Origin of the sequence: Bacillus sonorensis NBRC 101234 = KCTC 13918 (assembly GCF_001592005.1) — a bacterium.
Classification (GTDB): Bacteria; Bacillota; Bacilli; order Bacillales; family Bacillaceae; genus Bacillus; species Bacillus sonorensis.
This window is the reverse complement of sequence record NZ_BCVZ01000017.1, coordinates 25,436-47,701: the sequence shown is the minus strand read 5'-3', so window position 1 is coordinate 47,701 and position 22,266 is coordinate 25,436. Positions and strand designations below refer to the sequence as shown.

The 22,266-nt window shown below is 46.2% G+C and carries 26 protein-coding genes; 4 read left to right on the top strand and 22 right to left on the bottom strand.

Features of this window, described 5'->3' with window-relative positions; translation table 11 throughout:
• Positions 1-2 precede the first annotated feature (2 nt).
• From recJ to comN, 5 genes are all read right to left on the bottom strand, one after another.
• Entirely contained in the window at positions 3-2,363 is a 2,361-nt protein-coding gene (gene recJ / locus BTR1S_RS16535; RefSeq protein ID WP_006637809.1) for a single-stranded-DNA-specific exonuclease RecJ, read from the bottom strand.
• Between the two features lie 67 nt (positions 2,364-2,430).
• Positions 2,431-2,724 (bottom strand): LapA family protein, encoded by a 294-nt coding sequence (locus tag BTR1S_RS16530; protein ID WP_006637810.1) that lies wholly within the window; start codon positions 2,722-2,724, stop codon positions 2,431-2,433.
• A gap of 146 nt (positions 2,725-2,870) precedes the next feature.
• Entirely contained in the window at positions 2,871-3,377 is a 507-nt protein-coding gene (locus BTR1S_RS16525) for a cation:proton antiporter regulatory subunit (RefSeq protein WP_029419261.1), read from the bottom strand.
• Positions 3,378-3,508: 131 nt separating this feature from the next.
• Complete coding sequence (secDF, locus tag BTR1S_RS16520) at positions 3,509-5,734, bottom strand: protein translocase subunit SecDF (protein WP_006637812.1); 2,226 nt, start codon at positions 5,732-5,734, stop codon at positions 3,509-3,511.
• Positions 5,735-5,773: 39 nt separating this feature from the next.
• Complete coding sequence (gene comN, locus BTR1S_RS16515; RefSeq protein WP_006637813.1) at positions 5,774-6,070, bottom strand: post-transcriptional regulator ComN; 297 nt, start codon at positions 6,068-6,070, stop codon at positions 5,774-5,776.
• Between the two features lie 116 nt (positions 6,071-6,186).
• Here comN and spoVB point away from each other — a divergent pair, with 116 nt between their 5' ends.
• The gene (gene spoVB, locus BTR1S_RS16510; protein ID WP_006637814.1) at positions 6,187-7,740 is read left to right on the top strand and encodes a stage V sporulation protein B; all 1,554 of its coding nucleotides are present in this window, start codon (positions 6,187-6,189) and stop codon (positions 7,738-7,740) included.
• Positions 7,741-7,746: 6 nt separating this feature from the next.
• Here spoVB and BTR1S_RS16505 read toward each other — a convergent pair whose 3' ends face one another.
• The gene (locus tag BTR1S_RS16505; RefSeq protein WP_006637815.1) at positions 7,747-8,397 is read right to left on the bottom strand and encodes a DUF421 domain-containing protein; all 651 of its coding nucleotides are present in this window, start codon (positions 8,395-8,397) and stop codon (positions 7,747-7,749) included.
• Between the two features lie 155 nt (positions 8,398-8,552).
• Here BTR1S_RS16505 and BTR1S_RS16500 point away from each other — a divergent pair, with 155 nt between their 5' ends.
• Positions 8,553-8,936 carry a TIGR04086 family membrane protein gene (locus BTR1S_RS16500; RefSeq protein WP_006637816.1) on the top strand — a complete coding sequence of 128 codons (384 nt, stop codon included), beginning with the start codon at positions 8,553-8,555 and terminating at the stop codon, positions 8,934-8,936.
• A gap of 77 nt (positions 8,937-9,013) precedes the next feature.
• On the opposite strand, the gene yajC is transcribed toward BTR1S_RS16500, so the two are convergent.
• From yajC to BTR1S_RS16465, 7 genes are all read right to left on the bottom strand, one after another.
• Entirely contained in the window at positions 9,014-9,277 is a 264-nt protein-coding gene (yajC, locus tag BTR1S_RS16495; RefSeq protein ID WP_087962507.1) for a preprotein translocase subunit YajC, read from the bottom strand.
• A 47-nt stretch (positions 9,278-9,324) separates the two neighbouring features.
• Positions 9,325-10,470, bottom strand: coding sequence for a tRNA guanosine(34) transglycosylase Tgt (tgt, locus tag BTR1S_RS16490; RefSeq protein ID WP_029419260.1), 1,146 nt, complete (start codon positions 10,468-10,470; stop codon positions 9,325-9,327).
• 29 nt (positions 10,471-10,499) lie between these two features.
• Complete coding sequence (gene queA, locus BTR1S_RS16485; protein ID WP_006637819.1) at positions 10,500-11,528, bottom strand: tRNA preQ1(34) S-adenosylmethionine ribosyltransferase-isomerase QueA; 1,029 nt, start codon at positions 11,526-11,528, stop codon at positions 10,500-10,502.
• A 34-nt stretch (positions 11,529-11,562) separates the two neighbouring features.
• Complete coding sequence (locus tag BTR1S_RS16480) at positions 11,563-11,763, bottom strand: DUF2905 domain-containing protein (RefSeq protein WP_006637820.1); 201 nt, start codon at positions 11,761-11,763, stop codon at positions 11,563-11,565.
• On the bottom strand, positions 11,760-12,761 hold the full coding sequence (gene ruvB / locus BTR1S_RS16475; RefSeq protein ID WP_006637821.1) for a Holliday junction branch migration DNA helicase RuvB: 1,002 nt from the start codon (positions 12,759-12,761) through the stop codon (positions 11,760-11,762). The genes BTR1S_RS16480 and ruvB overlap by 4 nt, the downstream gene beginning before the upstream one ends.
• Positions 12,762-12,771: 10 nt before the next feature.
• Complete coding sequence (ruvA, locus tag BTR1S_RS16470; protein ID WP_006637822.1) at positions 12,772-13,377, bottom strand: Holliday junction branch migration protein RuvA; 606 nt, start codon at positions 13,375-13,377, stop codon at positions 12,772-12,774.
• A 144-nt stretch (positions 13,378-13,521) separates the two neighbouring features.
• Complete coding sequence (locus BTR1S_RS16465) at positions 13,522-14,070, bottom strand: BofC C-terminal domain-containing protein (RefSeq protein ID WP_006637823.1); 549 nt, start codon at positions 14,068-14,070, stop codon at positions 13,522-13,524.
• 223 nt (positions 14,071-14,293) lie between these two features.
• Between BTR1S_RS16465 and BTR1S_RS16460 the strand changes: the two genes are divergently transcribed.
• A complete protein-coding gene (locus BTR1S_RS16460; protein WP_006637824.1) occupies positions 14,294-15,001 on the top strand; it encodes a protein kinase domain-containing protein in 708 nt (235 codons plus the stop codon).
• Positions 15,002-15,253: 252 nt separating this feature from the next.
• On the opposite strand, the gene BTR1S_RS23380 is transcribed toward BTR1S_RS16460, so the two are convergent.
• The 4 genes from BTR1S_RS23380 to BTR1S_RS16440 form a co-directional block, all read right to left on the bottom strand.
• Entirely contained in the window at positions 15,254-15,553 is a 300-nt protein-coding gene (locus tag BTR1S_RS23380) for a hypothetical protein (RefSeq protein WP_006637825.1), read from the bottom strand.
• Between the two features lie 33 nt (positions 15,554-15,586).
• A complete protein-coding gene (locus BTR1S_RS16450) occupies positions 15,587-15,766 on the bottom strand; it encodes a small acid-soluble spore protein H (RefSeq protein WP_006637826.1) in 180 nt (59 codons plus the stop codon).
• Positions 15,767-15,848: 82 nt separating this feature from the next.
• Positions 15,849-16,313, bottom strand: coding sequence for a DinB family protein (locus tag BTR1S_RS16445; RefSeq protein WP_006637827.1), 465 nt, complete (start codon positions 16,311-16,313; stop codon positions 15,849-15,851).
• An 83-nt stretch (positions 16,314-16,396) separates the two neighbouring features.
• A complete protein-coding gene (locus tag BTR1S_RS16440) occupies positions 16,397-17,107 on the bottom strand; it encodes a poly-gamma-glutamate hydrolase family protein (protein ID WP_006637828.1) in 711 nt (236 codons plus the stop codon).
• Between the two features lie 423 nt (positions 17,108-17,530).
• Between BTR1S_RS16440 and BTR1S_RS16430 the strand changes: the two genes are divergently transcribed.
• On the top strand, positions 17,531-17,713 hold the full coding sequence (locus BTR1S_RS16430) for a DUF8096 family protein (RefSeq protein ID WP_006637830.1): 183 nt from the start codon (positions 17,531-17,533) through the stop codon (positions 17,711-17,713).
• 72 nt (positions 17,714-17,785) lie between these two features.
• Here the strand turns inward: BTR1S_RS16430 and BTR1S_RS16425 are convergent, their stop codons facing one another.
• From BTR1S_RS16425 to nadA, 5 genes are all read right to left on the bottom strand, one after another.
• Positions 17,786-18,106 carry a hypothetical protein gene (locus BTR1S_RS16425; RefSeq protein ID WP_006637831.1) on the bottom strand — a complete coding sequence of 107 codons (321 nt, stop codon included), beginning with the start codon at positions 18,104-18,106 and terminating at the stop codon, positions 17,786-17,788.
• Positions 18,107-18,250: 144 nt separating this feature from the next.
• On the bottom strand, positions 18,251-18,973 hold the full coding sequence (locus BTR1S_RS16420) for a YebC/PmpR family DNA-binding transcriptional regulator (RefSeq protein WP_029419256.1): 723 nt from the start codon (positions 18,971-18,973) through the stop codon (positions 18,251-18,253).
• A gap of 111 nt (positions 18,974-19,084) precedes the next feature.
• A complete protein-coding gene (locus tag BTR1S_RS16415; RefSeq protein WP_029419255.1) occupies positions 19,085-19,699 on the bottom strand; it encodes a YhcN/YlaJ family sporulation lipoprotein in 615 nt (204 codons plus the stop codon).
• A 181-nt stretch (positions 19,700-19,880) separates the two neighbouring features.
• On the bottom strand, positions 19,881-21,041 hold the full coding sequence (gene safA / locus BTR1S_RS16410) for a SafA/ExsA family spore coat assembly protein (RefSeq protein ID WP_006637834.1): 1,161 nt from the start codon (positions 21,039-21,041) through the stop codon (positions 19,881-19,883).
• A gap of 112 nt (positions 21,042-21,153) precedes the next feature.
• A complete protein-coding gene (nadA, locus tag BTR1S_RS16405; protein WP_029419254.1) occupies positions 21,154-22,263 on the bottom strand; it encodes a quinolinate synthase NadA in 1,110 nt (369 codons plus the stop codon).
• Positions 22,264-22,266: the final 3 nt, after the last annotated feature.

Below are 22,266 nucleotides of genomic sequence, written 5' to 3'. Positions count from 1 at the left end.
TTTCATGTCCTCCTCATACTTTCGTAAGCTTCAGAACTCTCATCCATCCGCTTACTCAGCCACTGTTTAAGCTCATCCGCCGAAGAATATAAAAGCTTTTGCTCCAATTCAATCAGGCGCTGTTTTTTCCGGTAGGTTTCAGAATCTGTCAAATCCCGTTTTGCGGCACCATACACAACAGATAAAACACCATTCTCTATTGTAACAAAACCGAGCTCAAAAAACACCTTTGTCATAAAATCAATTGTGTCTTTTGTCCAGCCCTTATGCTTGGCCAGCTCTGCGCCGTATTTGACCAAGTCGAAGGAACCTCTCTTCAGAAGAAAAGCATAGTACCATTTAAAATAGTCCCTTGTCGGGAAAGTTGAGAAAAAGTGGTCATCCGTTTGAGTGAAAATTAAATAAATCCGCTCAAGCCGCTTTCCGTTTATTACATGGTCGAATATGTCAATCGACTGCGGCGTATCAATGAAAACCGCATAGCGATTATGTAGATCGATTCGAACTGCATCTTCTTCCCCGCGAATCAGAATCAGCTCATCCCGAAGACCGGTACCCGCCAGTTTTGCTCTGGATTCCTCTCGAAAACAAATGAATACGCGTTTTTCCGGGTCCAGTTTCAGGATTTGTTCTTCCCATGTCCGCTTTCCTCTAAAATCAAACAGCTGCCATTCTTTCACAGCCGCATCTTTTATCATCAGCTGCGGTTTTTTTCTGTTGTTCCATTCATTGATCGACAATTCGCCCACAAGAGAAATCTTTGCTCCGGGAACGACGCTCTCTTCGATTTCGCCTTTATAAAAGCCGATGCAGTCCAGCTTCGCCTGACCGTCGGCCAGCATGAGCTTCAGATGATTCTGATTGGCGCCGATTTTTCTCGCTTCCTCAATTTCGACGTCTTCGACAAGCACAAACGGCTTTGGATTTCCCGTGCCAAATGGAGCCAGCATGTTCATTTCGGCAATGCTGTCAACCGTTATATCCTCCAATCGGCAGCAAAGATCAACCTCCTGTACGGGAATGAAATCTTCCTCTGTTAACACAGCTTCGGCCTGCCTGTTGATTCTTTCTCTTAAGGCGCCGACGTCATCCTGATTCAGCGTCATCCCGGCAGCCATCGGATGGCCGCCGAAGTGGGGAAGGATATCCCGGCATTCTGAAAGGTTTTGAAACAGGTCAAAGCCTTTGATGCTTCGTGCTGATCCTTTGGCGATCCCTTTTTCTTCATCAATTCCAAGCACGATGGCCGGCCGGTAAAACCGTTCGACAAGCTTGGAAGCGACGATTCCGACCACTCCGGGGTTCCAGCCGGGCCTGGCCGCAACGATCACAGGCTGGTCAAGCCCCTGCTCCTCTATCATTTCAACCGCTTCCTCTGTGATCTGGTTGACGATTTTTTGGCGCTCTTTATTCAGGCTGTTGATTTCCTCGGCCAGCTCGATCGCTTCTGTTTCGTCCTCAGTATTCAACAGATGAACGGCCGGGTCAGCCTGGTCAATCCTGCCGACTGCATTAATGCGTGGAGCAATTTGAAAACCGATCGTTTCTTCATTCGCGTTTTGAATCTCCGCACCCGCTATCTTGGTCAGCGCGATTAAACCAGGACGCTTTGTTTTCCTGAACTGCGCCATTCCAAGCTTGGCGATGTGCCTGTTTTCATCATGAAGAGGTACGAGATCGGCAATCGTACCGATGGCGCATAAGTCGAGCAGCTCCTCTGGAACGTCCCCGCTAAGGGCATGGGCAAGCTTAAAAGCCACCCCGACTCCCGCCAGTTCTTTAAAAGGGTAGCTGCAGCCGGGCTGCTTCGGATGGATGATCGCATACGCGTCAGGCAATACCGGACCGGGCTCGTGGTGGTCTGTAATAATCAGATCGATGCCGAGCTCCTTGGCGACATCTGCTTCATGTACGCCGGCAATCCCAGTATCCACAGTGATGATCAACGAATATCCCTGATCTTTTATTTGACGGAATGCCGCTTCATTAGGGCCGTAGCCTTCTTTAAAACGGTCGGGTATATAGAAATCGACTTGTGCTGAAAATTTTTTTAAAGTCTGCAAAAGAACGGTCGTGCTTGTCACACCGTCCGCATCATAATCACCATAAATCATGATATGTTCATGTTCTGAAATAGCCTGTTCGATTCGCCGAACTGCTTTTTCCATATCTTTAAGCAGATATGGGTCATGAAAACCGACATCCTTGCCGTGCAAAAACGAAGCTGCTTGATCAGCTGTATCGCAGCCTCTCATGACAAGCAATGAGGCGGCAAGGGGAGTGATACCCAATTGTCCGGAGAGCGACTCCACCTTTTCTTTGTCGGGTGTTTGCACATCCCAACGCATTTTTGACGCTAACATAAATTCACCCCTCAACCACCCTATTATACTAGAGTGAGCTGAGGGGATTCAATTTATTTTGATCCATTCATTCAGATGGATCAGGCGATCCCGGCAGGTTTGTCTCTGCTTCCGGTTTTTTTGCCCGCTCTTCTTTTCTAAGCGCCCTGACTTCTTTCTTCAGCCTCATCACCTGAAAGGCGCCGGCAGAGCCGATGATGAGCGCCCCCATCAGCACAGAAGCCAAAATCACGAGAATCAGAGGCCATTCAGCTGTTCCGAAAAGAAAATCGACCTTTACAGGCTCTACATTGATGACCGCGAAAATAGCGACGATCAGTGTAAATATAAGTGCGGCAATTAATGTCCATTGTTTGTTCATCATATGTCACCTCAATTCACGTAGCTGTCAAACATTTTTTCCCGTCATGCTCCAATTCTAAACAAAAAAGCATTCCATAGAAAGAGGAAGAAAAAAAGATTTGCGCGGCTCCCGCGAAAAAGGACACCGGCAAAAAGAGAACGCTTTCAATCGTTTCCTTCTTTTGCCGTCAGCTTTTCCCTGATCAGGCGGCTCAGCTCTTTTCTTTCACCGGACATCACAAGGGTATCTCCTTCATTGACCACCGTTTCTGAGTCAGGGGTCATCATGTTGTTGTCATGGCCTGTTTTGGCGACTGCTATGACGGTAACGCCATAGTTTTCGCCAATTCCGATGCTTCCGATCGATTGCCGGGCGGCCGATGCCCCAGTTTCTATTGTAAACCACTCGATCGCCAGCTCATCAATGGCAGCCTCGACATATTCCTGCGCCTTTGGCTTATATGCCACTCCGCCGAGAATCGCTGATATTTGCCTTGCTTCATCACCATCAAAACGAACGGCTGAGACATATTCCTCTTCATCATCTTCATTAAAATGATACAGCTCTCTCATTCCGTCATCATGAAGAACGATGGTTATCTTTTCAGCGCTGCGCGTGAACATTTCAACCTTTCTGCCGATGCCCGGAAGCTCAGACTCGCGCATTCTCATAAAAGTCCACCTCATCCTCTTCAATCTTTTTTACACACACATCATTGAAGTCCAGTCATTATAGCAAAAGTCAATTTTAAGATCAATGAGACATAGAAAAGACTGCCCGGCGTAGGGGCAGTCCTGATGTATTATACTTCTTCCGGTTTTTGTTTAGGCTTTTTAAATTCGCGGCCCTTCCACACAAGCCAGATTTGGGCTGCGATGTAAAGCGATGAATATACGCCGCTTAAAAGACCGACCAAGAGCGCAACGGAGAAGTTCGTGATTGACGCTGCGCCAAAAATGAGAAGCGCAATGACAACGATGACGACGGTCAGCACCGTATTAATCGAACGCGTGAACGTCTGCTGCAAGCTTAGGTTCACAATATGCGACAAGTCGCTGAAGTTTTTCGGTTTGCGCTTTTTCACGTGCTCTCTGATTCTGTCAAATGTAACGATCGTATCATTGATCGAATAACCGATGATCGTCAGCACTGCGGCAATGAAGGTAATATCCACCTCTAGCCTTGTCAGGCTGAAGACGGCAATGATGAAAAACGCGTCATACAGCAAGGAGGCGATGGCCGCAATCGCCATTTTGTATTCGAAGCGGATTGAGACGTACAAAATAATCCCGATGGACGCGACGATCACCGCATACAGCGCGTTTCTCGCCAGCTCCTTCCCGACAGTCGGCGACACGGTGCTTACATTCGGTTCGCTTCCGTATTTGTCTTTAAAATAGTCTTTCACTTCGGCAATTTTTTTCTGATTCGGAACTCCGACAAACCTTGCGACACCATGATTATCCTTTTCTCCTGAAAGGAGAATCGAATCCGGTGCCAGCCCGACCTGTTCAAAATCCTTTTCAAGCTGCTCGGTTGACAGTTTGTGGTCGCTTTGCACTTCAATTCTTGAACCGCTTGAGAAATCAATGCCGAGGTTCAGCCTGAACATTAGCAGGACGACAAGACCCGCTGCCAAGAGAATGCCCGAAAATGCGAAAAACCATTTGCGTTTGCTGACAAAATCCCATTTATCAAACCGCGTCGGCGGCTCTGTATGTTCATTTGTTTTGCTGATATCCAAAATGTCTTTTTTGCGAACGCCGAACCAGCCTTTTTTCCTGTCGAGCCAGCGGCTTTCCACAAGAAGTCCGAGCAAAAACCTCGATAGAAATACAGCCGTTATAAAGCTTGTCAAAATCGAAAGAATTAGCATTATCGCAAACCCTCTGACAGAGCTCGTACCAAAGATGAACAGAACGATTCCGGCAATTATCGTTGTAATATTCGCGTCAAAAATCGTCGCAAACGATCTTCTGTTACCGGACCTGAAAGCCGAACGAACCGATTTTCCGAGCTTGATCTCTTCTTTTATCCGTTCATAGGTAATGATATTGGCGTCGACAGCCATACCTACACCGAGGATAAGCGCAGCGATCCCCGGAAGCGTCAGAACGGCATTCATCCAGTCAAAGATCTGCAGGGTAATATAAATGTAGACTGACAGTGTAACGATCGCAATAAAACCAGGCAGGCGGTAATAAAATAACATGAACAAGAAAATAATAGCGATACCGACGATTCCCGCAAACACCGTATCATGCAAAGCCTGCTCGCCGAACTGCGCACCGACTGATGTCGAGTACTTTTCGACCAATTTGACAGGAAGTGCTCCGGCATTCAAAATGTTTGCCATGTCCTTGGCTTCCTGAACCGTGAAATTCCCTTCGATCATAACGTCAGAGGTATTGAGCACCTGGCTGACGTTTGGCGCGGAAATGTATTTGTGATCCGCTTTTTTTGACTCCCTTTGATAGGAATCGCCTTTTTTGTAATCAAGCCAGATGACCAGCTGGTTATTCGGTTTCATATCAAGGACTTTCTTCGTCACTTCTCCGAATTTATCCGCATCCTTGAGCTTGATCGTAACGATCGGTTCATTCGTATCCGGCTTAAATGCCTGCTTAGCGCCGTTTTCCACGAGGTCTGCTCCGTTCAGAAGCTCCCTGTCATTCGTGTCCCTGAAAGAAAGCTGCGCCTGTGTGGACAAAATTTCGCGCGCCCTGTTCTGATTGTGTACGCCAGCCAGCTGAACCCTGATCCGGTTGTTTCCTTCAATTTGGATGTTCGGTTCGCTTACGCCGAGAACGTTCGCCCTTCTGTTTAGCGCCTCAACCGTGCTGACGAGGACATCCTTGTTGATTTTATCGCCTTTTTTGGCAGGGTGAACCTCATACAAAACCTCAAAGCCGCCTTGAAGGTCAAGGCCTAGGCTGATGTTTTCGGCAGCCGGCTTCGTCAAAATTCCAAGTCCCGTACCGATCAATAGAACGGTAAGGAAAAACGCAATCAAGCGTCCTTTTTTCATTATGTATTTCCTCCTTAAATCAACCCAAAAAATCGACGGTTACTTCAGCAGCTCATCGAGCATATCCTGCCCTTCTTTGCTGTCGAGTAAATTAGACGTTTTAAACGATTCTACGGTTGCATAGTTCATAAATTCGCCAATTTTCACAGATAAAATGTCAGCGGCCAGCTGATGAATTTGGACATTTTTCCGATTCTTCCATTTCTTATTCAATAAGTATGACCATAATTCCTCTATTTCAATATCATCATAGCCGAGGATCATAAACTCTTCCAGCTTGCTTTTAAGAAAGGGTTTTAAATGGTCCTTATACATATCAGCCGGATGTTTGTCCATGCTAAGCCACGCTCCTTTCAGATTTTTTCAGAGAGACTTGTCATGCTTGGACGATGTATGCGCATATCTTATTGTATATGATTACAGGTTGTTTGAGAAGGCAGGGGACTTTAGAAATGACCAAGCAGACGTTTTTAAAAGGAACGCTCATTTTAATAGCGGCGGGTTTGATGACGAGAGTGCTCGGCTTTATCAACCGGATTGTCATCGCAAGATTCATCGGCGAGGAAGGCGTCGGTCTTTATATGATGGCGGCTCCGACTTTTTTCCTCGCGGTGACCATTACCCAATTCGGCCTTCCCGTCGCTATCAGCAAGCTCGTGGCAGAGGCCGAAGCCAGGGGCGATCACCGGAAAATGAAGCAGATTTTGGTGATATCGCTCGCGGTTACGGGCGGGCTCAGCATGCTCATCACCCCGGTGTTTCTCATGTATGCGCCGCTGATGGCCGATACGCTTTTTACGGACGAAAGAACGCTTTACCCGCTTTTGGCGGTCACGCCGGTCGTCCCTATCATCGCCGTTTCGAGCGTGCTGCGGGGCTATTTTCAAGGAAAGCAAAATATGCGGCCGCTGGCTGTTTCACAAGTGCTTGAGCAAATTGTCCGCATCTCGCTCGTCGCCGTCTGTACCACGGCGTTTCTGCCGCTCGGAATCGAGTATGCGGCGGCCGGGGCAATGCTGTCTTCCGTATTTGGCGAACTCGCCTCCCTTGTTTATTTGTTTATCGCTTTTAAATACAAAAAGAAAATCCGCATACGGAAACGTTTTTTTCAATCGTTAAAAACGGGGCGGCGTACGTTTTTTGAGCTGATGAGCGTCTCGCTTCCGACGACAGGCAGCCGGTTTATCGGCAACCTCTCCTGGTTCTTTGAACCGATTGTCGTCGCCCAGAGCCTCGCCATCGCCGGCATCGCCGCTTCAGCCGCAACACGCCAGTACGGCGAGCTGACCGGGTTTGCCATGACGCTTCTCACCCTTCCAAGCTTCATTACCTATTCTTTATCAACAGCGCTTGTTCCTGCCATCAGCGAAGGAATTGAGCAGAGGAAGATACAAGTCGTCGAATACAGGCTCGAACAGGCGATGAGGCTTTGCCTTTTAAGCGGAGGCATTTCGGCTGTGATTTTGTTTTCCTACGCGGATGAGCTTGTCAGCGTGATGTACGGATCGTCAAATGCCGCCATCTATGTCAAGGTCATGGCTCCATTCTTTTTATTTTATTATTTCCAAGGACCTCTGCAGGCGGTTTTGCAGGCCTTAAACCTGGCCGGCGCGGCCATGATGAACAGCCTGGTCGGAGCGGTTGTAAAAACGGGGCTGATTTTCGCGCTTGCTTCAAGACCTTCGCTCGGCATCATGGGGGCGGCGCTGGCCATCGTCACCGGAATGATCCTCGTCACACTGCTGCATGCGGCGACCGTCAGCAAAGTGCTCCCCATCAGCATCAATCTGAGGGAATATATGATGTCCTTTGCTGTCATTTTCATATCCGGCTGGATAAGCTTTTGGATGAAGCGGCACCTTTTTCTTGATCAGGCTGAACCGATGCGCCTAGTCTTCTGCGTCTTGCTTACGGGCTGCCTGTACATGGTTCTATTGATCGCGTTCAGACTTATTAAAAAAGAGGAAATCCAGCGCTTTCCTCTGTTCGGCCGCTGGATTTCGTAATTTTGACTATGATTTGTATTCATCTTTTATATCAACAAAAAAAGAGCCTTTATGATACGTGCAGAAAGAAATCTTGGAAAGGCTGGGATACCCCTTTTTTTCAAGCATTTGTTCAAGCCATTTTTGATCTTTTCCGATTCGCTGCAGGTGTTCTTCCTGAATGGTTCCGTCAATGATCAACGGCAGTTCGATCTGATGATTTGTATGATCTTTTGTAAAAACGGAAAGCTCTCCTGTCGGCTCCAAAATCGCATACGATACATCAGCAATCCGTTCAATGTTTTTTTCCCTCAGCTGTGTCAGCAGGTCGTCAAAGTTGTAGCGCTGGGTTCTCATTGCATGTTCGTCGACTTTTCCGCGGTCTATAATAATGGTCGGCTTTCCATCGAGGATTTGGCGGATTTTTTGGTTCTTCAACGATAAATACGCAAAAATAACTTGAATCAAGGTCAAAACAAGAATCGGCACGATCGTTTTGAAAATATGGTCATTAACATTTTCAATAGCCAGAACCGCGATTTCGGCCATCATGATAAACACGACGAGATCCAGTATGCTTAACTCTCCGATTTCCCTCTTTCCCATTAAACGAAACAGGACAAAGATGAGAACATACAAAAAGACCGTCCGAAACACCAGAGTGAGAATTTCCTCCAAAACGGCCGCCTCCTTCTTCTGAATATATCTGTCATAGCCTTTGTTAAAATCATGCTTTTATGTACAAAAAGCATGGAAGGGCTTAGTCTATTTCCTGGTATGCCGGAATACATTTAAAAAGACGAGCCCATCCATTTTCAGAAAGGAGGAATGTGATGAACGAGCCAAAACAAGTCGGCAAAGGAATCCTGTACAGCTTGGTCGTCATCTTTGCCCTCATGTTTGCAGGAAGCCTGCTGGTGTCTCTTTTATTAACGATGACATCATTATCAGAAAGCTCATTCAACTGGTTCATTACCGCCATATCTTTTATCACCCTGTTCATCGGCGGATTTATTTCGGGAGGAAAAGCAAAGGAAAAGGGATGGCTGATCGGGGGGCTGACAGCCCTGTGTTTCTCGCTTACCGTGCTTCTGTTTCAATATCTCGGCTTCGGTGAAGCCTTCAACCTCAAACAGGTGCTGTACCACGCCGGATTTATGGGCGTCAGCATGCTGGGCGGGGTATTCGGGGTCAATCTCCAGGGAGGCCGCGCCTAATAGAATCTGCCAAACAAAAAAGAAGGGAGCGGAAAAATCCGCTCCCTTCTTTTCGCTTATGTATAAGCTTTTCGTCACTATTCGGCTGACGCCTCTCTAATTGCGCGGCGGTCGAATGTCAAACGGGTATTATCACCGGTTTTGATCACAACTTTGTTTTCGTCAAGCGAATCGACGATACCGTGCAAGCCGCCGATCGTTACGACCTTATCTCCTTTTTTCAGCTCCTCCTGCATTTGGCGGACAGCTTTCTGCTGCTTTTGCTGCGGACGGATCAACAGGAAATAAAGAACCGCAAACATTAAAATAATCGGAAGTAATGTTCCAAGCATCTCCATTATTTTTTCACCCCTTTCAAATGGTTTGAATCGCTTTCTTCGTTTATGTGTCAGAAACTTTTAGCATTCGGTTTATTAAACCCATAGCGCTCAAAAAACTCTTCCCGGAAATCACCTAAACGATCTTCACGAATGGCCTCTCTGACTTGCCCCATTAATTTTAACAGAAAATAAAGATTATGATAAGAAGTTAGGTGAATTCCAAACGTTTCATTGCAGCGGATCAAATGTCTGATATACGCCCGTGAATAGTTGCGGCACGTATAGCAGTCGCAATGTTCGTCAATTGGCCTGAAATCCCTTTCATACTTGGCATTTTTGACGACGAGACGCCCTTCGCTTGTCATGAGCGTTCCGTTGCGCGCGATTCTGGTCGGCAGCACGCAGTCAAACATGTCCACTCCGCGGATCGCACCGTCAATGAGGGAATCAGGCGAGCCCACTCCCATCAAATACCGAGGTTTATCCGCAGGAAGCAAAGGCATCGTAAATTCCAGTACCCTGTTCATCACGTCCTTCGGTTCACCCACAGATAGTCCACCTATAGCATATCCCGGGAAATCCAGTGAAATCAAGTCTTTTGCGCTTTGTTTTCGCAAATCTTCATATTCGCCGCCCTGCACGATTCCGAACAGCCCCTGTTCATCAGGGCGTTTATGGGCGGCAAGGCATCTCTCTGCCCAGCGGCTCGTCCGTTCAACAGATTTTTTCATATAATCGTACTCCGCAGGATAAGGAGGGCACTCGTCAAAAGCCATCATGATATCAGATCCGAGAGCGTTTTGAATATCCATCGCCTTCTCTGGAGATAAAAACAATTTGTCCCCATTTAAATGATTGCGGAAATGAACGCCTTCCTCTTCAATCTTGCGGAATTCGCTCAAAGAAAATACCTGGAAGCCTCCCGAATCGGTCAAAATCGCGCGATCCCAATTCATAAACTTGTGAAGGCCGCCCGCTTCTTTGACGATCTCGTGGCCCGGTCTGAGCCAAAGGTGGTACGTATTGCTCAAAATAATGCCGGCGCCCATTTCTTTCAGCTCTTCAGGCGCCATTGTCTTGACCGTTGCGAGCGTTCCCACCGGCATAAACGCCGGGGTTTCGAATGAGCCGTGGGGTGTGTGCACTTTCCCCAGCCTTGCTCCTGTTTGTTTACATGCTTTTATGAACTCATAGCGTATCGGTTGCTGCGACAAAAGATGAGCCCTCCATTCGTTTTAAAAATTTATTGAATCAACATTGCATCTCCAAAACTGAAAAACCGGTATTCGTGTTCAACGGCGGTTCGATAGGCGGAAAGGATGTGCTCCCTTCCCGCAAGCGCGCTGACAAGCATGATAAGCGAGGATTTCGGCAGATGAAAGTTCGTAACCATCCCGTCTATCGCCTTGAACGTATAGCCCGGATAAATAAAAATAGACGTCCAGCCTCTCGCTTCCCTGAAACGGCCGTCATTCTCAGAAGCGATCGTTTCCAGGGTTCTCGTCGAAGTCGTGCCGACGGAAATGATCCGCCCCCCGCTATCTTTGACGCGGTTAAGAATCGCGGCCGTTTCTTCCGTCATTTCATAAAACTCGGCATGCATATCATGCTCTTCCACATGTTCCGCGCTGACAGGCCGGAATGTTCCGAGTCCGACATGAAGGGTGATAAATGCAATCTCCACGCCTTTTTGTTTGAGCGCTTCAAGTATTTCTTCCGTAAAATGCAGCCCGGCCGTAGGCGCAGCCGCTGATCCTTGTTTCTTGGAATATACCGTCTGGTAGCGCTCCTTATCATCGAGCTGTTCTTTGATATAAGGAGGCAGCGGCATTTCGCCGAGGGATTCAAGCACCTCGTAGAAAATCCCTTCATAGCGGAACTCGATTTTTCTTCCGCCGTGGTCGAGCTCTTCTGTGCAGACTGCTGTAAGACGTCCGTCACCGAACGTAAGAACGGTGCCCCGCTTCACCCGCTTGGCAGGTTTGACGAGCGTCTCCCAGATGTCGCCTTCCTCCTGTTTTAACAGGAGCACTTCGACCTTGGCACCTGTCTCTTCTTTAATGCCGAATAAGCGTGCAGGGAGAACCCGCGTATCGTTCAGCACGAGACAGTCGCCCGCCTGCATAAAATCAATGATGTGCTTAAAGGTGCTGTGGGTGATGTCCCCCGTTTGTTTATTAAGCACCATCAGCCGGGAAGCGTCCCGTTCTTTAAGCGGAACCTGGGCAATCAGACGCTCCGGCAGGTCAAAATCAAATAATTCTACTTTCATGTTTTTCACCTTATTCTATCTGTATACTTTGATCTTACTTCATCCGTCCGAAGATTGAGAACAGCACGGACAGGATGATACTGATGACAATACACGTGACAACCGGAAAGAAAAATGTCACATTCCCTTTTTTTACAAAAATGTCTCCCGGCAGTTTGCCGATGACTTGCATGAATAAACCGACGGCAAAAATGACAGCGCCTAAAAGCATCAGCATCTTTGGAAAGTCAGTCATGGCTTTGGAACCTCCATTTTAAAATGGCTGTAAACATCAGGGGTTACAATGCGTCCCCGCGGCGTCCTTTGAATAAAGCCGATCTGGAGAAGATAAGGCTCATACACATCTTCAATCGTATGGGATTCCTCGCCGATCGTGGCGGAAATCGTATCGATGCCGACGGGGCCGCCGCCAAATTTTTCAATCATGCCCAATAAAAGCTTACGGTCAATATGGTCGAGCCCGAGTCTGTCCACTTGAAGGCGCTCAAGCGCATCAACCGCTACCTCTTCCGTAATGGAGCTGTTGCCAAGCACCTGGGCAAAATCTCTGACCCGCCTTAAGAGTCTGTTGGCAATTCGCGGTGTGCCCCTTGACCGTCTTGCGATTTCCCGGGCGGAGAGCGGGTCAATATCAACTTCAAACAGCTCTGCCGTTCTGACGACGATGTTTGACAGCTCGTCCTGGTTATAATACTCAAGCCTTGACAAAACGCCAAACCTGTCTCTGAGCGGCGCCGTCAAAAGCCCTACTCTTGTAGTTGCGCCGACGAGCGTGAAAGGCGGAAGATCCAGCCTGACGGAGCGGGCTGACGGACCTTTTCCGATGACGATATCAAGGCAGAAATCTTCCATCGCCGGATACAGGACTTCTTCGATCGAGCGGTGCAGACGGTGGATTTCGTCAATAAATAATACGTCTCCCGGCTCAAGCGCCGTCAGAATCGCCGCCAAATCGCCGGGGCGTTCGATCGCGGGCCCCGATGTCGTGCGGATGTTTACACCCATTTCATTGGCGATGATTGCGGCAAGCGTCGTTTTCCCCAATCCGGGAGGGCCGTATAAGAGGACATGGTCCAATGTCTCCTCCCTCATTTTCGCAGCTTCGATGAAGATTCTGAGGTTATCTTTGACCTTTTCCTGGCCGATGTACTGAGCGAGCTTTTGCGGCCGCAAACTCTGCTCAATCGCTGATTCATGGTTGTCTAGTTCACTTGATACAAGCCGATCATCCATGAACATCACCTTACTTTAATAGTTTTTGCAGTGCTTTTTTGACATATTGATCCGTTGAGAGCGCCTCTTCTTTTTTCAAGTGAGGCAGCACTTTTTTAATTTCGCGGTCAGAGTAGCCGAGCGCGCTTAAAGCTTCAAGCGCTTCCTCGAGCGCGGTTGAAGCTTCATGCGCCTGCTCCCGCTCCTCATGGTTGAACAGGCTCGCCGCCATTGTTGGGACGGCATCCGCCAATTTTCCTTTCAAGTCGAGAATGATCTGTCTGGCTGTTTTTTTGCCCACACCGGGGAATTTGACCAGAAATGCTTCGTCCTCATTTTCAATCGCTTCAATAACCGCCCCGGGATCGCCGGAAGCAAGGATGGCAAGCGCTCCTTTCGGGCCGATTCCCGTCACATCAAGCAGTTTTGCAAACAGCATTCTTTCTTCCCTTGCCGAAAATCCGTACAGGGAAGACGCGTCTTCTTTTATGTAATGGTATGTATAAATTGTTTCTTTGCTTTTTTCTTTATAAATAAATGGATTCGGGGTAAAGACCTGGTATCCGATTCCGCCGTTTTCAATCACGATATACTGGGGCGATACATATTCAATGGTCCCCTTAACAAATTCGATCAACGTTCATTCACCTCTTTGACTGCTCTTCATTGTAACATAAAACAGGCAAAGCTAGAATGAAAAAGTTAACATATGTTCGCTCAGCAGCAAACGCACGTACCGATGATCAAATCTTTTTTACACTTAAAAAAAGACATAACTGCGTCATGTCTTCATATCCTTCAAATGATGCCGGTTTCCGGACGATTTTACTGCCTCAATGACATGTTCAAATTCCTTTTTCGTACGGTATGGAATGCCTTTCTTGAGATCATCGGCCATCCGGCTTTCAAGGCGTTTTATATCAATCTGGAAAAAGGATTGAATCGGTTCAGATAAAATTCCCGGGCGTCCGTGAAACGTCGAAATAACGCCGTCTTCCGTCACGCCGATATAGCCGTTTGTTTTGCTGAGAGGAGAGATGTCATCGACCTGCTTGCGAAACAACATGAAATTCTTTTTATGATCAATAAGCTGCCATCCTTTGTAAGCGACTTTGAAATCCTCCACTTTGCCAATGGTGACTTCCCGGTTTTCAATTCCAACATCACCGTCCAAATACACTTTTTCAAACTGAATGTGAACTTTAGCCGGCTTTTTATCGGGGGCCGGTTCGGCTGCGGCAGCACTCTGCTGAAAGCTGAAAACGGCAGCCAGAGACAAGCTGCAAAGCAGTAAAAACCCGTTTTTCTTCCTCACTTTTCGGCTGTTCATCAATATCACCTTCTTTTTGCCTTCACGATTTTACTCATAGTGTGACCAACGCCGTTGGAAATTAACCATTTCCCGCAGTTTCTCATATGAAAATGAGCGAATGCCGCCGCCGGAGGCCGCAGTTTTTTGATGAGACAATCGCTTTACAATCCGTTTACAATTATTACTTTTTTTAGCGATTCATATTGTTTCAGGCATTTAGGATGCAAAATCGTCCAATCTCATGTATAAACAACATTATAGAGATTCTTTAAGAGCCCTTAAAAAGAAGGTGAACTCAGGCGTGACAAAGGCAAAAACTTATGCAGAAGCCGTTATATATAACACGAAAAAAAGATTTAACAAGCTTGTCAAAAAGCCCGATGAAATAGAACTCATCGGGAAAGGACGAAGCGCTTATGTGTTTAAGCTGACCGATCAGGGGAGGGAAATGGCGCTGAAGGTCTTTTTTCCCGAGTTTAGAAAAACCGCTGAAAAAGAAGCGGAAATATACAAAAAGCTGTCCGATTCTTCTTATTATCCCGATATTTATGAGACGGGACATTCGTATATTCTAATGGAATATATTCAAGGACATACATTTTATGAGTGTCTCAATAAAGGGATCCCCATTCAGGATGACATGATCAAGGAGGTGGACCGCGCGTTAAACGACGCGCGGCGCAGGGGGCTGAATCCGTCTGACATCCATCTGCGCAATCTGATACTGACGCCTTCCGGGCAAATAAAAGTCATCGATGTCGCCAGATTTTTGCAAACGAAAGAATGCACACAGTGGGATGACTTAAAAACAGCTTATCAAATTTTTTATAAAAAAAACGGATTCCCGCAAAAGCTCCCTAAATTATGGATGGAAATGATCTCTTTTCTTTATAAAAGAAGCTGGCTGCAAAAACAATGGGCCGCCAGAAAAAACAAATTTCTTTCTTAAAAGCCGGAAGTCGAAGATAAAAACGCATTTTTTATGAAACCCCGCAGCCATTTGTGCCGTATACCTTTTGTGAAAGGAGAGGCGGGATTGCGAAAAAAGAAGAAAAACAAACAAAGTGATGACAAGTGGGATTTTTTCTCCTTTGTGGATCTGATTGAGCCTTTGTTTTATTTGCTGAGGTGGGCTGTCAGAGGGATTGTAAAAATCATCAACTAATCAAAAAACACTCGTGTGATGCGAGTGTTTTTTGATTCACTGGGCGATGATGAAAAGGACAAACGCCGCGATATAAAACAAAAATGCCCCGGCCATGAATCCCACCGGCCTTTTGGACAAGTCAAGCGCCCCTTTTAAGCCGTTATTTAACATCATATAAAAAAACGTTGCGAAAGCGGCTCCGAGCGCGAGCATTGAAATGATCAAGAAAATGAAAGCCATTTTACATCCTCTTTTTATCGGCAGATCGGCGTCAGTGACTTTACATGATTTTTCAATCGCCAGTAAAATTCTAAAAATAAACTTGAATACTTCACTCAATAAGAGCATGTCCATAAAAAAATCCCCTCCTATACGAAGGGGTTTCTCTTAATGCTCTTTCAAGCTCGCCAGCGGCACTTCCTGTTCATTTTCAGGCTGGCCGAGCGGATAAATTCGGGCGGTTTCATTCTGCTGATCGACATGCTGAATATAAATTTGCTTGCCGTTGTAAGTGACATCAACCATCACCGGAGATTCTACGATTTCCTGAGCGCGCTGTGTATTCATCATGGCATCCTCCTTTAGGTTTTATCCATAATGTGCACACCATGCCGCTATCGTATTCTTTATGACTGCGTTTTTTTGCAGATCAGCGGATTTTAACATATAAAGGCAGGTCGGTATGTCCCATTTCACGCACATAGACAAACAGGTTGCCTTTGTGGTGAATCTCATGGCCGATCGCAAACTGAATAAGCTGTTCAGCGGTCACTTTCATGCCAAATGTCGTCGTCAGGTCGATTTCACGCTCCAATTCATCATCAGTAAAAGATTCGAGCAGCTGGTTCGTTTTCTCGGTATACGTTTTCGCAAGATCGGCAAGGCTTGTGTCCGGCACTTCCGCCTTCTGTTTGAACGCGCCGGCGTTCCCTTCCTTGGCCGTTAAAGCAAACTTATAAAAAGAATCGAGAATATGAACAGCCAATTCTTTCGCAGACATTGACGTTTCAGTCGGTTTGTAATCCAGATGTTTTTCGTCAATTTTTTGAATCAGTTCTTCCGTCACTGTGCGGTGTGATAAAAATTCCTGAATGATGCTGTTTTTGCGTGCCATTTTCGAATTCCCCCTTTTTGATGTGGCAGATCAATCATAGAATAACATGTTTTTCCTCAGGAATGATAAAAAAAGCTTGCGCCTTAACATTTGTCTTCCAATACCTTTCGAACCGCACGGACATATCGATAAAACTTCCGTGTTTTTGTATCTTCTCTTTCTTTGTAGGAAAAATCTTCAAAAAAATCTTCTCTTTGCGCCGTGCTGATTTCCAGCTGCACGCTTAAACCGGTTTGGCTTTCGTTGTTGATATTCTCGGAATCTGTTCCGGCAAATTTGCCGTCCACTTTCACCAGCTCTGCTGAAAAGTCTGATTTTTTAAGAGATCTGACAATGGCTTTTGCCAGCCTTCTGTCCGTCCCGCCGACCAAGGTATGCGGGCGGTCTCCCGAATAACCGTGGAACGCGATCGTATAGCGGTGTTCTTTTATTTTTTGCATTGCCAGAGGCTCATCAAAATTTGTGCTTGTAATGTGCAGATCCGAATTGTTTTCAGCTTTTCTCCCTTCAAATAAATACGTTGAAAAATCATCGTTAAAAGCGCGGACAAGCTCGCTGACCCCCCCTTCAATTCTTCCTCCGTGGGGAGAAAAAATGAGACAGTCGCTTCCGGCTTCTTCATGATAGTCGATATTATAGCTGTCTTTCTCATGCGCTTTCAGTTCCTCAAAACTGGTATACCTGTCGCCGGCTTGGCGCTGATATTCATATCTGGACGTTTTTTCCGCCCACCTGTATACGCCGTTAATCATCACGGCTGCGATCACCAAGTAGATGAACACCTTCTTCTTCATGTTTTTCTTCCCCTTTTGCATCTTATCTTACAGGTATAGGCATGTCCGCCACGCCTGTCTGTTATATGCTTTTTTTGCTTTTTTGTGACACAGTTATTTTACGCTTTCCATATTACGCATTCAATTATGAATAAGTTTGATAAAAAATAAAAATTTTAAGTTTTTTATTAAAACACTACTTTTTCAATAGATTGAAAGATATATAAATGTTAAGAAGAAAAGCCGATAGGAAAATGTCCAGAAGGAAGCAGTTTTTTTCTAAAAACGCATGTGCCCTGAAGCGAATCCGTTTTTCCAGAAAAGGGGTATACGGTTTGATAAAAAAAGATGCCAAACTGAGATCATCGATATATCATGGCGTATTTCATTTTTCATCTCCTTCTGTTATCCTATTACCTGATGATAAAAGAGCAGGTGAATAATATGATAGAACCAGAATATGAAACAAAAGGGTATGATTTGACAATTGTTTACGACTACAATCAATATCCGGATATGCATCATGGCCGCTGTGACAATTGTGATTACACGCTCTTTAAAAGTTCTGTAAAAAACGGCCAATTTTTGCGGGAATGCCGGCGCTGCGGCATGAAAAAAAGCATTTAGTCAAAAGGTGCATATGTAGAAAAATGTCGACAAGGCTGTTGCAGCTTTGCCGACAAACCAAGGTCAACGGTCTTAGTTGTTTTCTTTCTGTGAAATCGTTCCGGTAATTGAATTAGCGATCTTTCCACCCAGCTCGGAATTCAGGCTGTTGATATTTTGGATATAATCGTTGATGATATTTTGAATGGCTTGGTTCATCTCCGTATTTTCGCTGTTTGTCAAATCAGCTTCGCTTAAATTGATGTTACTGTTCTCCTTTACCAATTCAAAAATGGATTGCCCAAAGCCGGAAATCAGATGGTTGACTTTTTCAATGACTTGAGCCGTCTCAGCGTCCAGCTGGCCTGCATTCAGCGATAGTCCTTGTTTTTCGTTTTCATGCTTTTCAGCCATTTGTTATATCCCCCTTTCATTTTGCCAAGTCTTCTTCATTACTATATGATCAAAAAAAAATCTTGTCTCCGCAGCAGATTGAGACGGCCTCTAAATGTGTGAAAACATAAGAAAGGACGCCCCCTTGCAATGGCGTCCCTTTTTTTAGTGAACGTTTGTATATACTTCCTGAACGTCATCATCATCTTCAAGCGCATCAACGAGTTTTTCGATTTTTTCCTGAACCGCTTCATCAACTTCGGCATATGTTTGCGGAATCATCGTGATTTCTGCTGTAGCCGCCTGATACCCCCGTTCTTCAAGCCCCTTTTTGACACCCTCAAATTGTTCCGGTTCTGTATAAATCTCAAACAGCTCATCGCTCGTTTCAAGCTCGTCTGCGCCTAAATCAATGACCTCCAGCATGAATTCCTCTTCGTCTGTCTCAAGCTCTTCACGCTCGATGACAATGTATCCTTTCCGGTTGAACATATAAGAAACGCAGCCCGTTTCTCCAAGGCTTCCGCCGTTTTTGCTGAATGCGGTTCTGACGTTTGTCGCTATCCGGTTTTTATTATCTGTTAAACATTTGACCATGACAGCCACACCGGCAGGACCGTAGCCTTCATATGTAATTTCCTCATAATTGCTGCCGTCCTGGTTTCCGGCCGCTTTTTTGATGGCCCGGTCAATATTGTCGTTCGGCATGTTTGCATTTTTGGCTTTGTCGATGACGAGGCGCAAGCTTGCGTTTGATTCCGGGTCAGGTCCGCCCTCCCTTGCCGCAACATAAATTTCTTTGGCAAGCTTCATAAAGATTTTGCCTCGTTTTGCATCCTGAGCATTTTTGCGTCTCTGAATGTTTTTCCATTTAGAATGGCCAGCCATATCTTTCTACCTCCAAAAAAATTCTCGTCTCTATGTATCACTTTATACGTTTCGGGCCGCTTTTGTAAAGAAAATGGCAAAATTGCCGGGATTACGCCCGGCAATTTCGGCTTATTGGTTCCGCAAGCGGTTCAGATTATTGTTTGTAGCGTCCCCGCGGTCTCTTACATTTTGAGGATCGTCATTCATTTCCCGAAGCCTTGTGAATGTGCCGTCGTCAGCAGCAATTTGAACTCTGCGGTTACCCGCAAAATCCTTGGCTGTTTTTCGAATTTGTCTTTTATCATCATCTGTCAGCCTTCTGTCGGCGCGCACCGCGATGATTACCGTCTCATCGGTCACAACGGCCTGGCTTTCATTAATATGATCCATTTTATTAACGCGCTCGGTAATATTTCTTGAGATTTTGCGGTTTTGCGGTCTATCATATCCCGTGTTAGCCGTATTGACCAGATGGTTATGATAGTTCATATCTCCCCTGCTGTACGTTCCGTCTCCTGTCGGAACCCGATCGTCATTTGCTACGTTTGTTGTGCCGTTTCTTCCGTTCATGTTTTCAAGCATATCCGTTACAGGGCCGTCACCGGCATCACGATCTGCGTTATTTGAATAATATCCGATTGGACGGGTATTGTTTCTCGTATCTGCAGCATCGTTATAGCCGCATGCTGAAAGACCAGCCGTTAAAAGTAAAATGCCTGAGAACACTTTCAGCTTCTTATCCAATGGTAGAACCCCCCGTGAAAACCGCTGATTTTTGAGCATCATGCTCTTTTTTAGGATGTGCGGGATCCGGGGAGATACCCTTGACAGTTATAGACAATGGAAGCGAACATTTTTGGGTATGAAGCGTTTTGAAAAAAGCAACATTAAAAAAAGGAACGATGTTTCATCGTCCCGTGTCACATCAGTCTTCGTCTTCTTCAGGTCTGTTAAACATTTGACCGCCTGACGGCTGCTGCTGGCCGTATCCTCCCATGCCGTAAGGGCTGCCCATTTGCGGCATTTGTCCATATGGCGCGCCGCCTGGATATCCGCCTTTAAAATCAGGTCCGCATCCGCAGTCATCATCACCATGCCCCATGTTTGGCTTACCCGCATGCCCGGCATTAGGCGGTGCATATCCAGGGTATGCCTGGTTAGGGTACGGCGCCTGAGCCTGCATAAAGGCCGGTGCCGTAATCGGCTGTTGATGGTATGGATATTGATGATGGCCTGCATTATCATGCCCCATATTATCGTAGTCCATATCATCGTCATCGTCTCCGTCATATTCAGCCGGAGATACATAGCCAGGATGATGCATGTGGTGCATATGGTGCATATAAGGCATATGAGCAGGGTAAGGATACCATGGATAGCATAAACCTGAACCCGGCAATACAGGGGAAACAGGAATTAAACATCCGGGATAAAATGGATAATGGTGAGGATGAGGATGATATGAAACGGGAGCTACATTCGGCACTCCGTGAAACTGTTTGTTTTCCTCACCTGCTCCGCCTGTTTGCGGCGGCTGCGGAATGTTCGGATAATTGACGTTTTCCATATTACTCTCCTCCTTATTTGTCCATGGAAAATGCAAATTTGGCGTTTTCTCTTGATGTTCATAAGGTGTTGGAGGTACGAACGGCTGATGGAGCTGATTTACGCTATGATATAGATTGGAAATGTCGCCTTCGGGCAGCCCCGGCTGGCCTAAATTGGGGACAGGCGGAACATAAGGAGTCGAAGGCTTTTCTTTTGGCTTTGTATCTTCAATGTCGATCTTCCCTTTAGGCTTTTCGTTTGCAAAAGGATGCTCCTGTTTTTTTGGAAACTCCGTTTTTTTTGGAAGTTCCGTTTTTTTGGGCAATTCCTTCTTTTTAGGCGGCTCCTTCCGCATATTGAGCTGTTCTTCTTTTTTGACCGGCACTCCCCCTGACGGCACTTTTATTTTCATTCCGGGCATGATGAGATCGGGGTTGCTCAGCTGAGAATTCAGTTTTTTCAGTTCCTGAAAGTCAACATTGTATCGTTCTGCAATTTTTTCTAGAGAGTCGCCCTTTTGGACAATATGGATTTTCAACGTTTTCCCCTCCTATGCAAAAACGTGAACGAACGCATTAGAATAACAAATATGTTTCCTCACAAATTTATGCGGCGGCAGGAGGGGTTATGATAAAAACTTGTTCTTTTTGTTAACTGATGCCGAGCATCCTGTTAAGAGAGGCGACGGCATCTTTTGCAACGGCTTCTTCGACCTTTATGACGCCTGCCGGTTCACCTTTATCAATCTGCTCCAAAGACCATAATAAATGAGGCAGATCGATTCGGTTCATCGTCAAACATGGACACATATCCGGATTGAGAGATTCGATTTGTTTGTCAGGATGTCTCTTGATGATTCTTTGCACAAGATTCATCTCTGTCCCAATCGCCCATTTGCTTCCCGGCTCCGCTTTACTGATGGTATCAATGATTTTTTTTGTCGACCCGCTGAAATCGCTGAGCATCACGACCTCGTGTGTGCATTCCGGGTGCACAATGACATTGATGCCGGGATCGCGTTCTTTTACATTTTTGATATTGCTGACGGTAAATTTTTCATGGACTGAGCAATGCCCTTTCCATAGAATGACCTTCACATCTTGAAGATCACCATCATACAGCAGCTCTTCTTCAATAGGGTCCCATACCGCCATCCGGCTGAGGGGAATGCCGAGATCATACGCAGTATTGCGTCCGAGATGCTGATCGGGAAGAAATAAAATCCTCTCCTTTTGCGTGAGCGCCCATGTCAGAATGTGTTTCGCATTTGACGATGTGACCGCCGCTCCCCCGTTTCTGCCGGTAAAAGCTTTAATCTCGGCGGTTGAATTCACATATGTCAGCGGAATAATCGTGTCGCCGAATCGTTTTGTCAGCTCTTCCCACGCCCGGTTTGTTTGCCGCATATTGGCCATGTCGGCCATTGAACACCCCGCTCTCATATCAGGCAAAACGACGACCTGTTCTTTTGCCGTCAGCATATCTGCGGTTTCCGCCATAAAGTGTACGCCGCAAAACACAATGTATTCTGCTTTTTTATTTTGCTGGGCCACTTGGGCGAGCTGGAGCGAATCCCCTGTTGCATCCGCAAATTGGATGACTTCGTCTTTTTGATAATGATGACCGGGGATAAACAGCTTTTCCCCGTATTTTTTTTTGATTCGCCGAATCCTTTCCTTCATGTCTTCTTCGGCGAGCTTTTTATAATACTCGGGCATCATGCTTCCGTTCGTATGATTGATCAAGTTTACAATAGACATCTG

Coding starts and splice junctions, on each gene's coding strand:
- recJ (WP_006637809.1), bottom strand. CDS start 2,363: ATGTTAGCGTCAAAAATGCGTTGGGATGTGCAAACACCCGACAAAGAA.
- BTR1S_RS16530 (WP_006637810.1), bottom strand. CDS start 2,724: ATGAACAAACAATGGACATTAATTGCCGCACTTATATTTACACTGATC.
- BTR1S_RS16525 (WP_029419261.1), bottom strand. CDS start 3,377: ATGAGAATGCGCGAGTCTGAGCTTCCGGGCATCGGCAGAAAGGTTGAA.
- secDF (WP_006637812.1), bottom strand. CDS start 5,734: ATGAAAAAAGGACGCTTGATTGCGTTTTTCCTTACCGTTCTATTGATC.
- comN (WP_006637813.1), bottom strand. CDS start 6,070: ATGGACAAACATCCGGCTGATATGTATAAGGACCATTTAAAACCCTTT.
- spoVB (WP_006637814.1), top strand. CDS start 6,187: ATGACCAAGCAGACGTTTTTAAAAGGAACGCTCATTTTAATAGCGGCG.
- BTR1S_RS16500 (WP_006637816.1), top strand. CDS start 8,553: ATGAACGAGCCAAAACAAGTCGGCAAAGGAATCCTGTACAGCTTGGTC.
- queA (WP_006637819.1), bottom strand. CDS start 11,528: ATGAAAGTAGAATTATTTGATTTTGACCTGCCGGAGCGTCTGATTGCC.
- BTR1S_RS16480 (WP_006637820.1), bottom strand. CDS start 11,763: ATGACTGACTTTCCAAAGATGCTGATGCTTTTAGGCGCTGTCATTTTT.
- ruvB (WP_006637821.1), bottom strand. CDS start 12,761: ATGGATGATCGGCTTGTATCAAGTGAACTAGACAACCATGAATCAGCG.
- BTR1S_RS16465 (WP_006637823.1), bottom strand. CDS start 14,070: ATGAACAGCCGAAAAGTGAGGAAGAAAAACGGGTTTTTACTGCTTTGC.
- BTR1S_RS16460 (WP_006637824.1), top strand. CDS start 14,294: ATGTATAAACAACATTATAGAGATTCTTTAAGAGCCCTTAAAAAGAAG.
- BTR1S_RS23380 (WP_006637825.1), bottom strand. CDS start 15,553: ATGGACATGCTCTTATTGAGTGAAGTATTCAAGTTTATTTTTAGAATT.
- BTR1S_RS16450 (WP_006637826.1), bottom strand. CDS start 15,766: ATGAATACACAGCGCGCTCAGGAAATCGTAGAATCTCCGGTGATGGTT.
- BTR1S_RS16445 (WP_006637827.1), bottom strand. CDS start 16,313: ATGGCACGCAAAAACAGCATCATTCAGGAATTTTTATCACACCGCACA.
- BTR1S_RS16440 (WP_006637828.1), bottom strand. CDS start 17,107: ATGAAGAAGAAGGTGTTCATCTACTTGGTGATCGCAGCCGTGATGATT.
- BTR1S_RS16430 (WP_006637830.1), top strand. CDS start 17,531: ATGATAGAACCAGAATATGAAACAAAAGGGTATGATTTGACAATTGTT.
- BTR1S_RS16425 (WP_006637831.1), bottom strand. CDS start 18,106: ATGGCTGAAAAGCATGAAAACGAAAAACAAGGACTATCGCTGAATGCA.
- BTR1S_RS16420 (WP_029419256.1), bottom strand. CDS start 18,973: ATGGCTGGCCATTCTAAATGGAAAAACATTCAGAGACGCAAAAATGCT.
- nadA (WP_029419254.1), bottom strand. CDS start 22,263: ATGTCTATTGTAAACTTGATCAATCATACGAACGGAAGCATGATGCCC.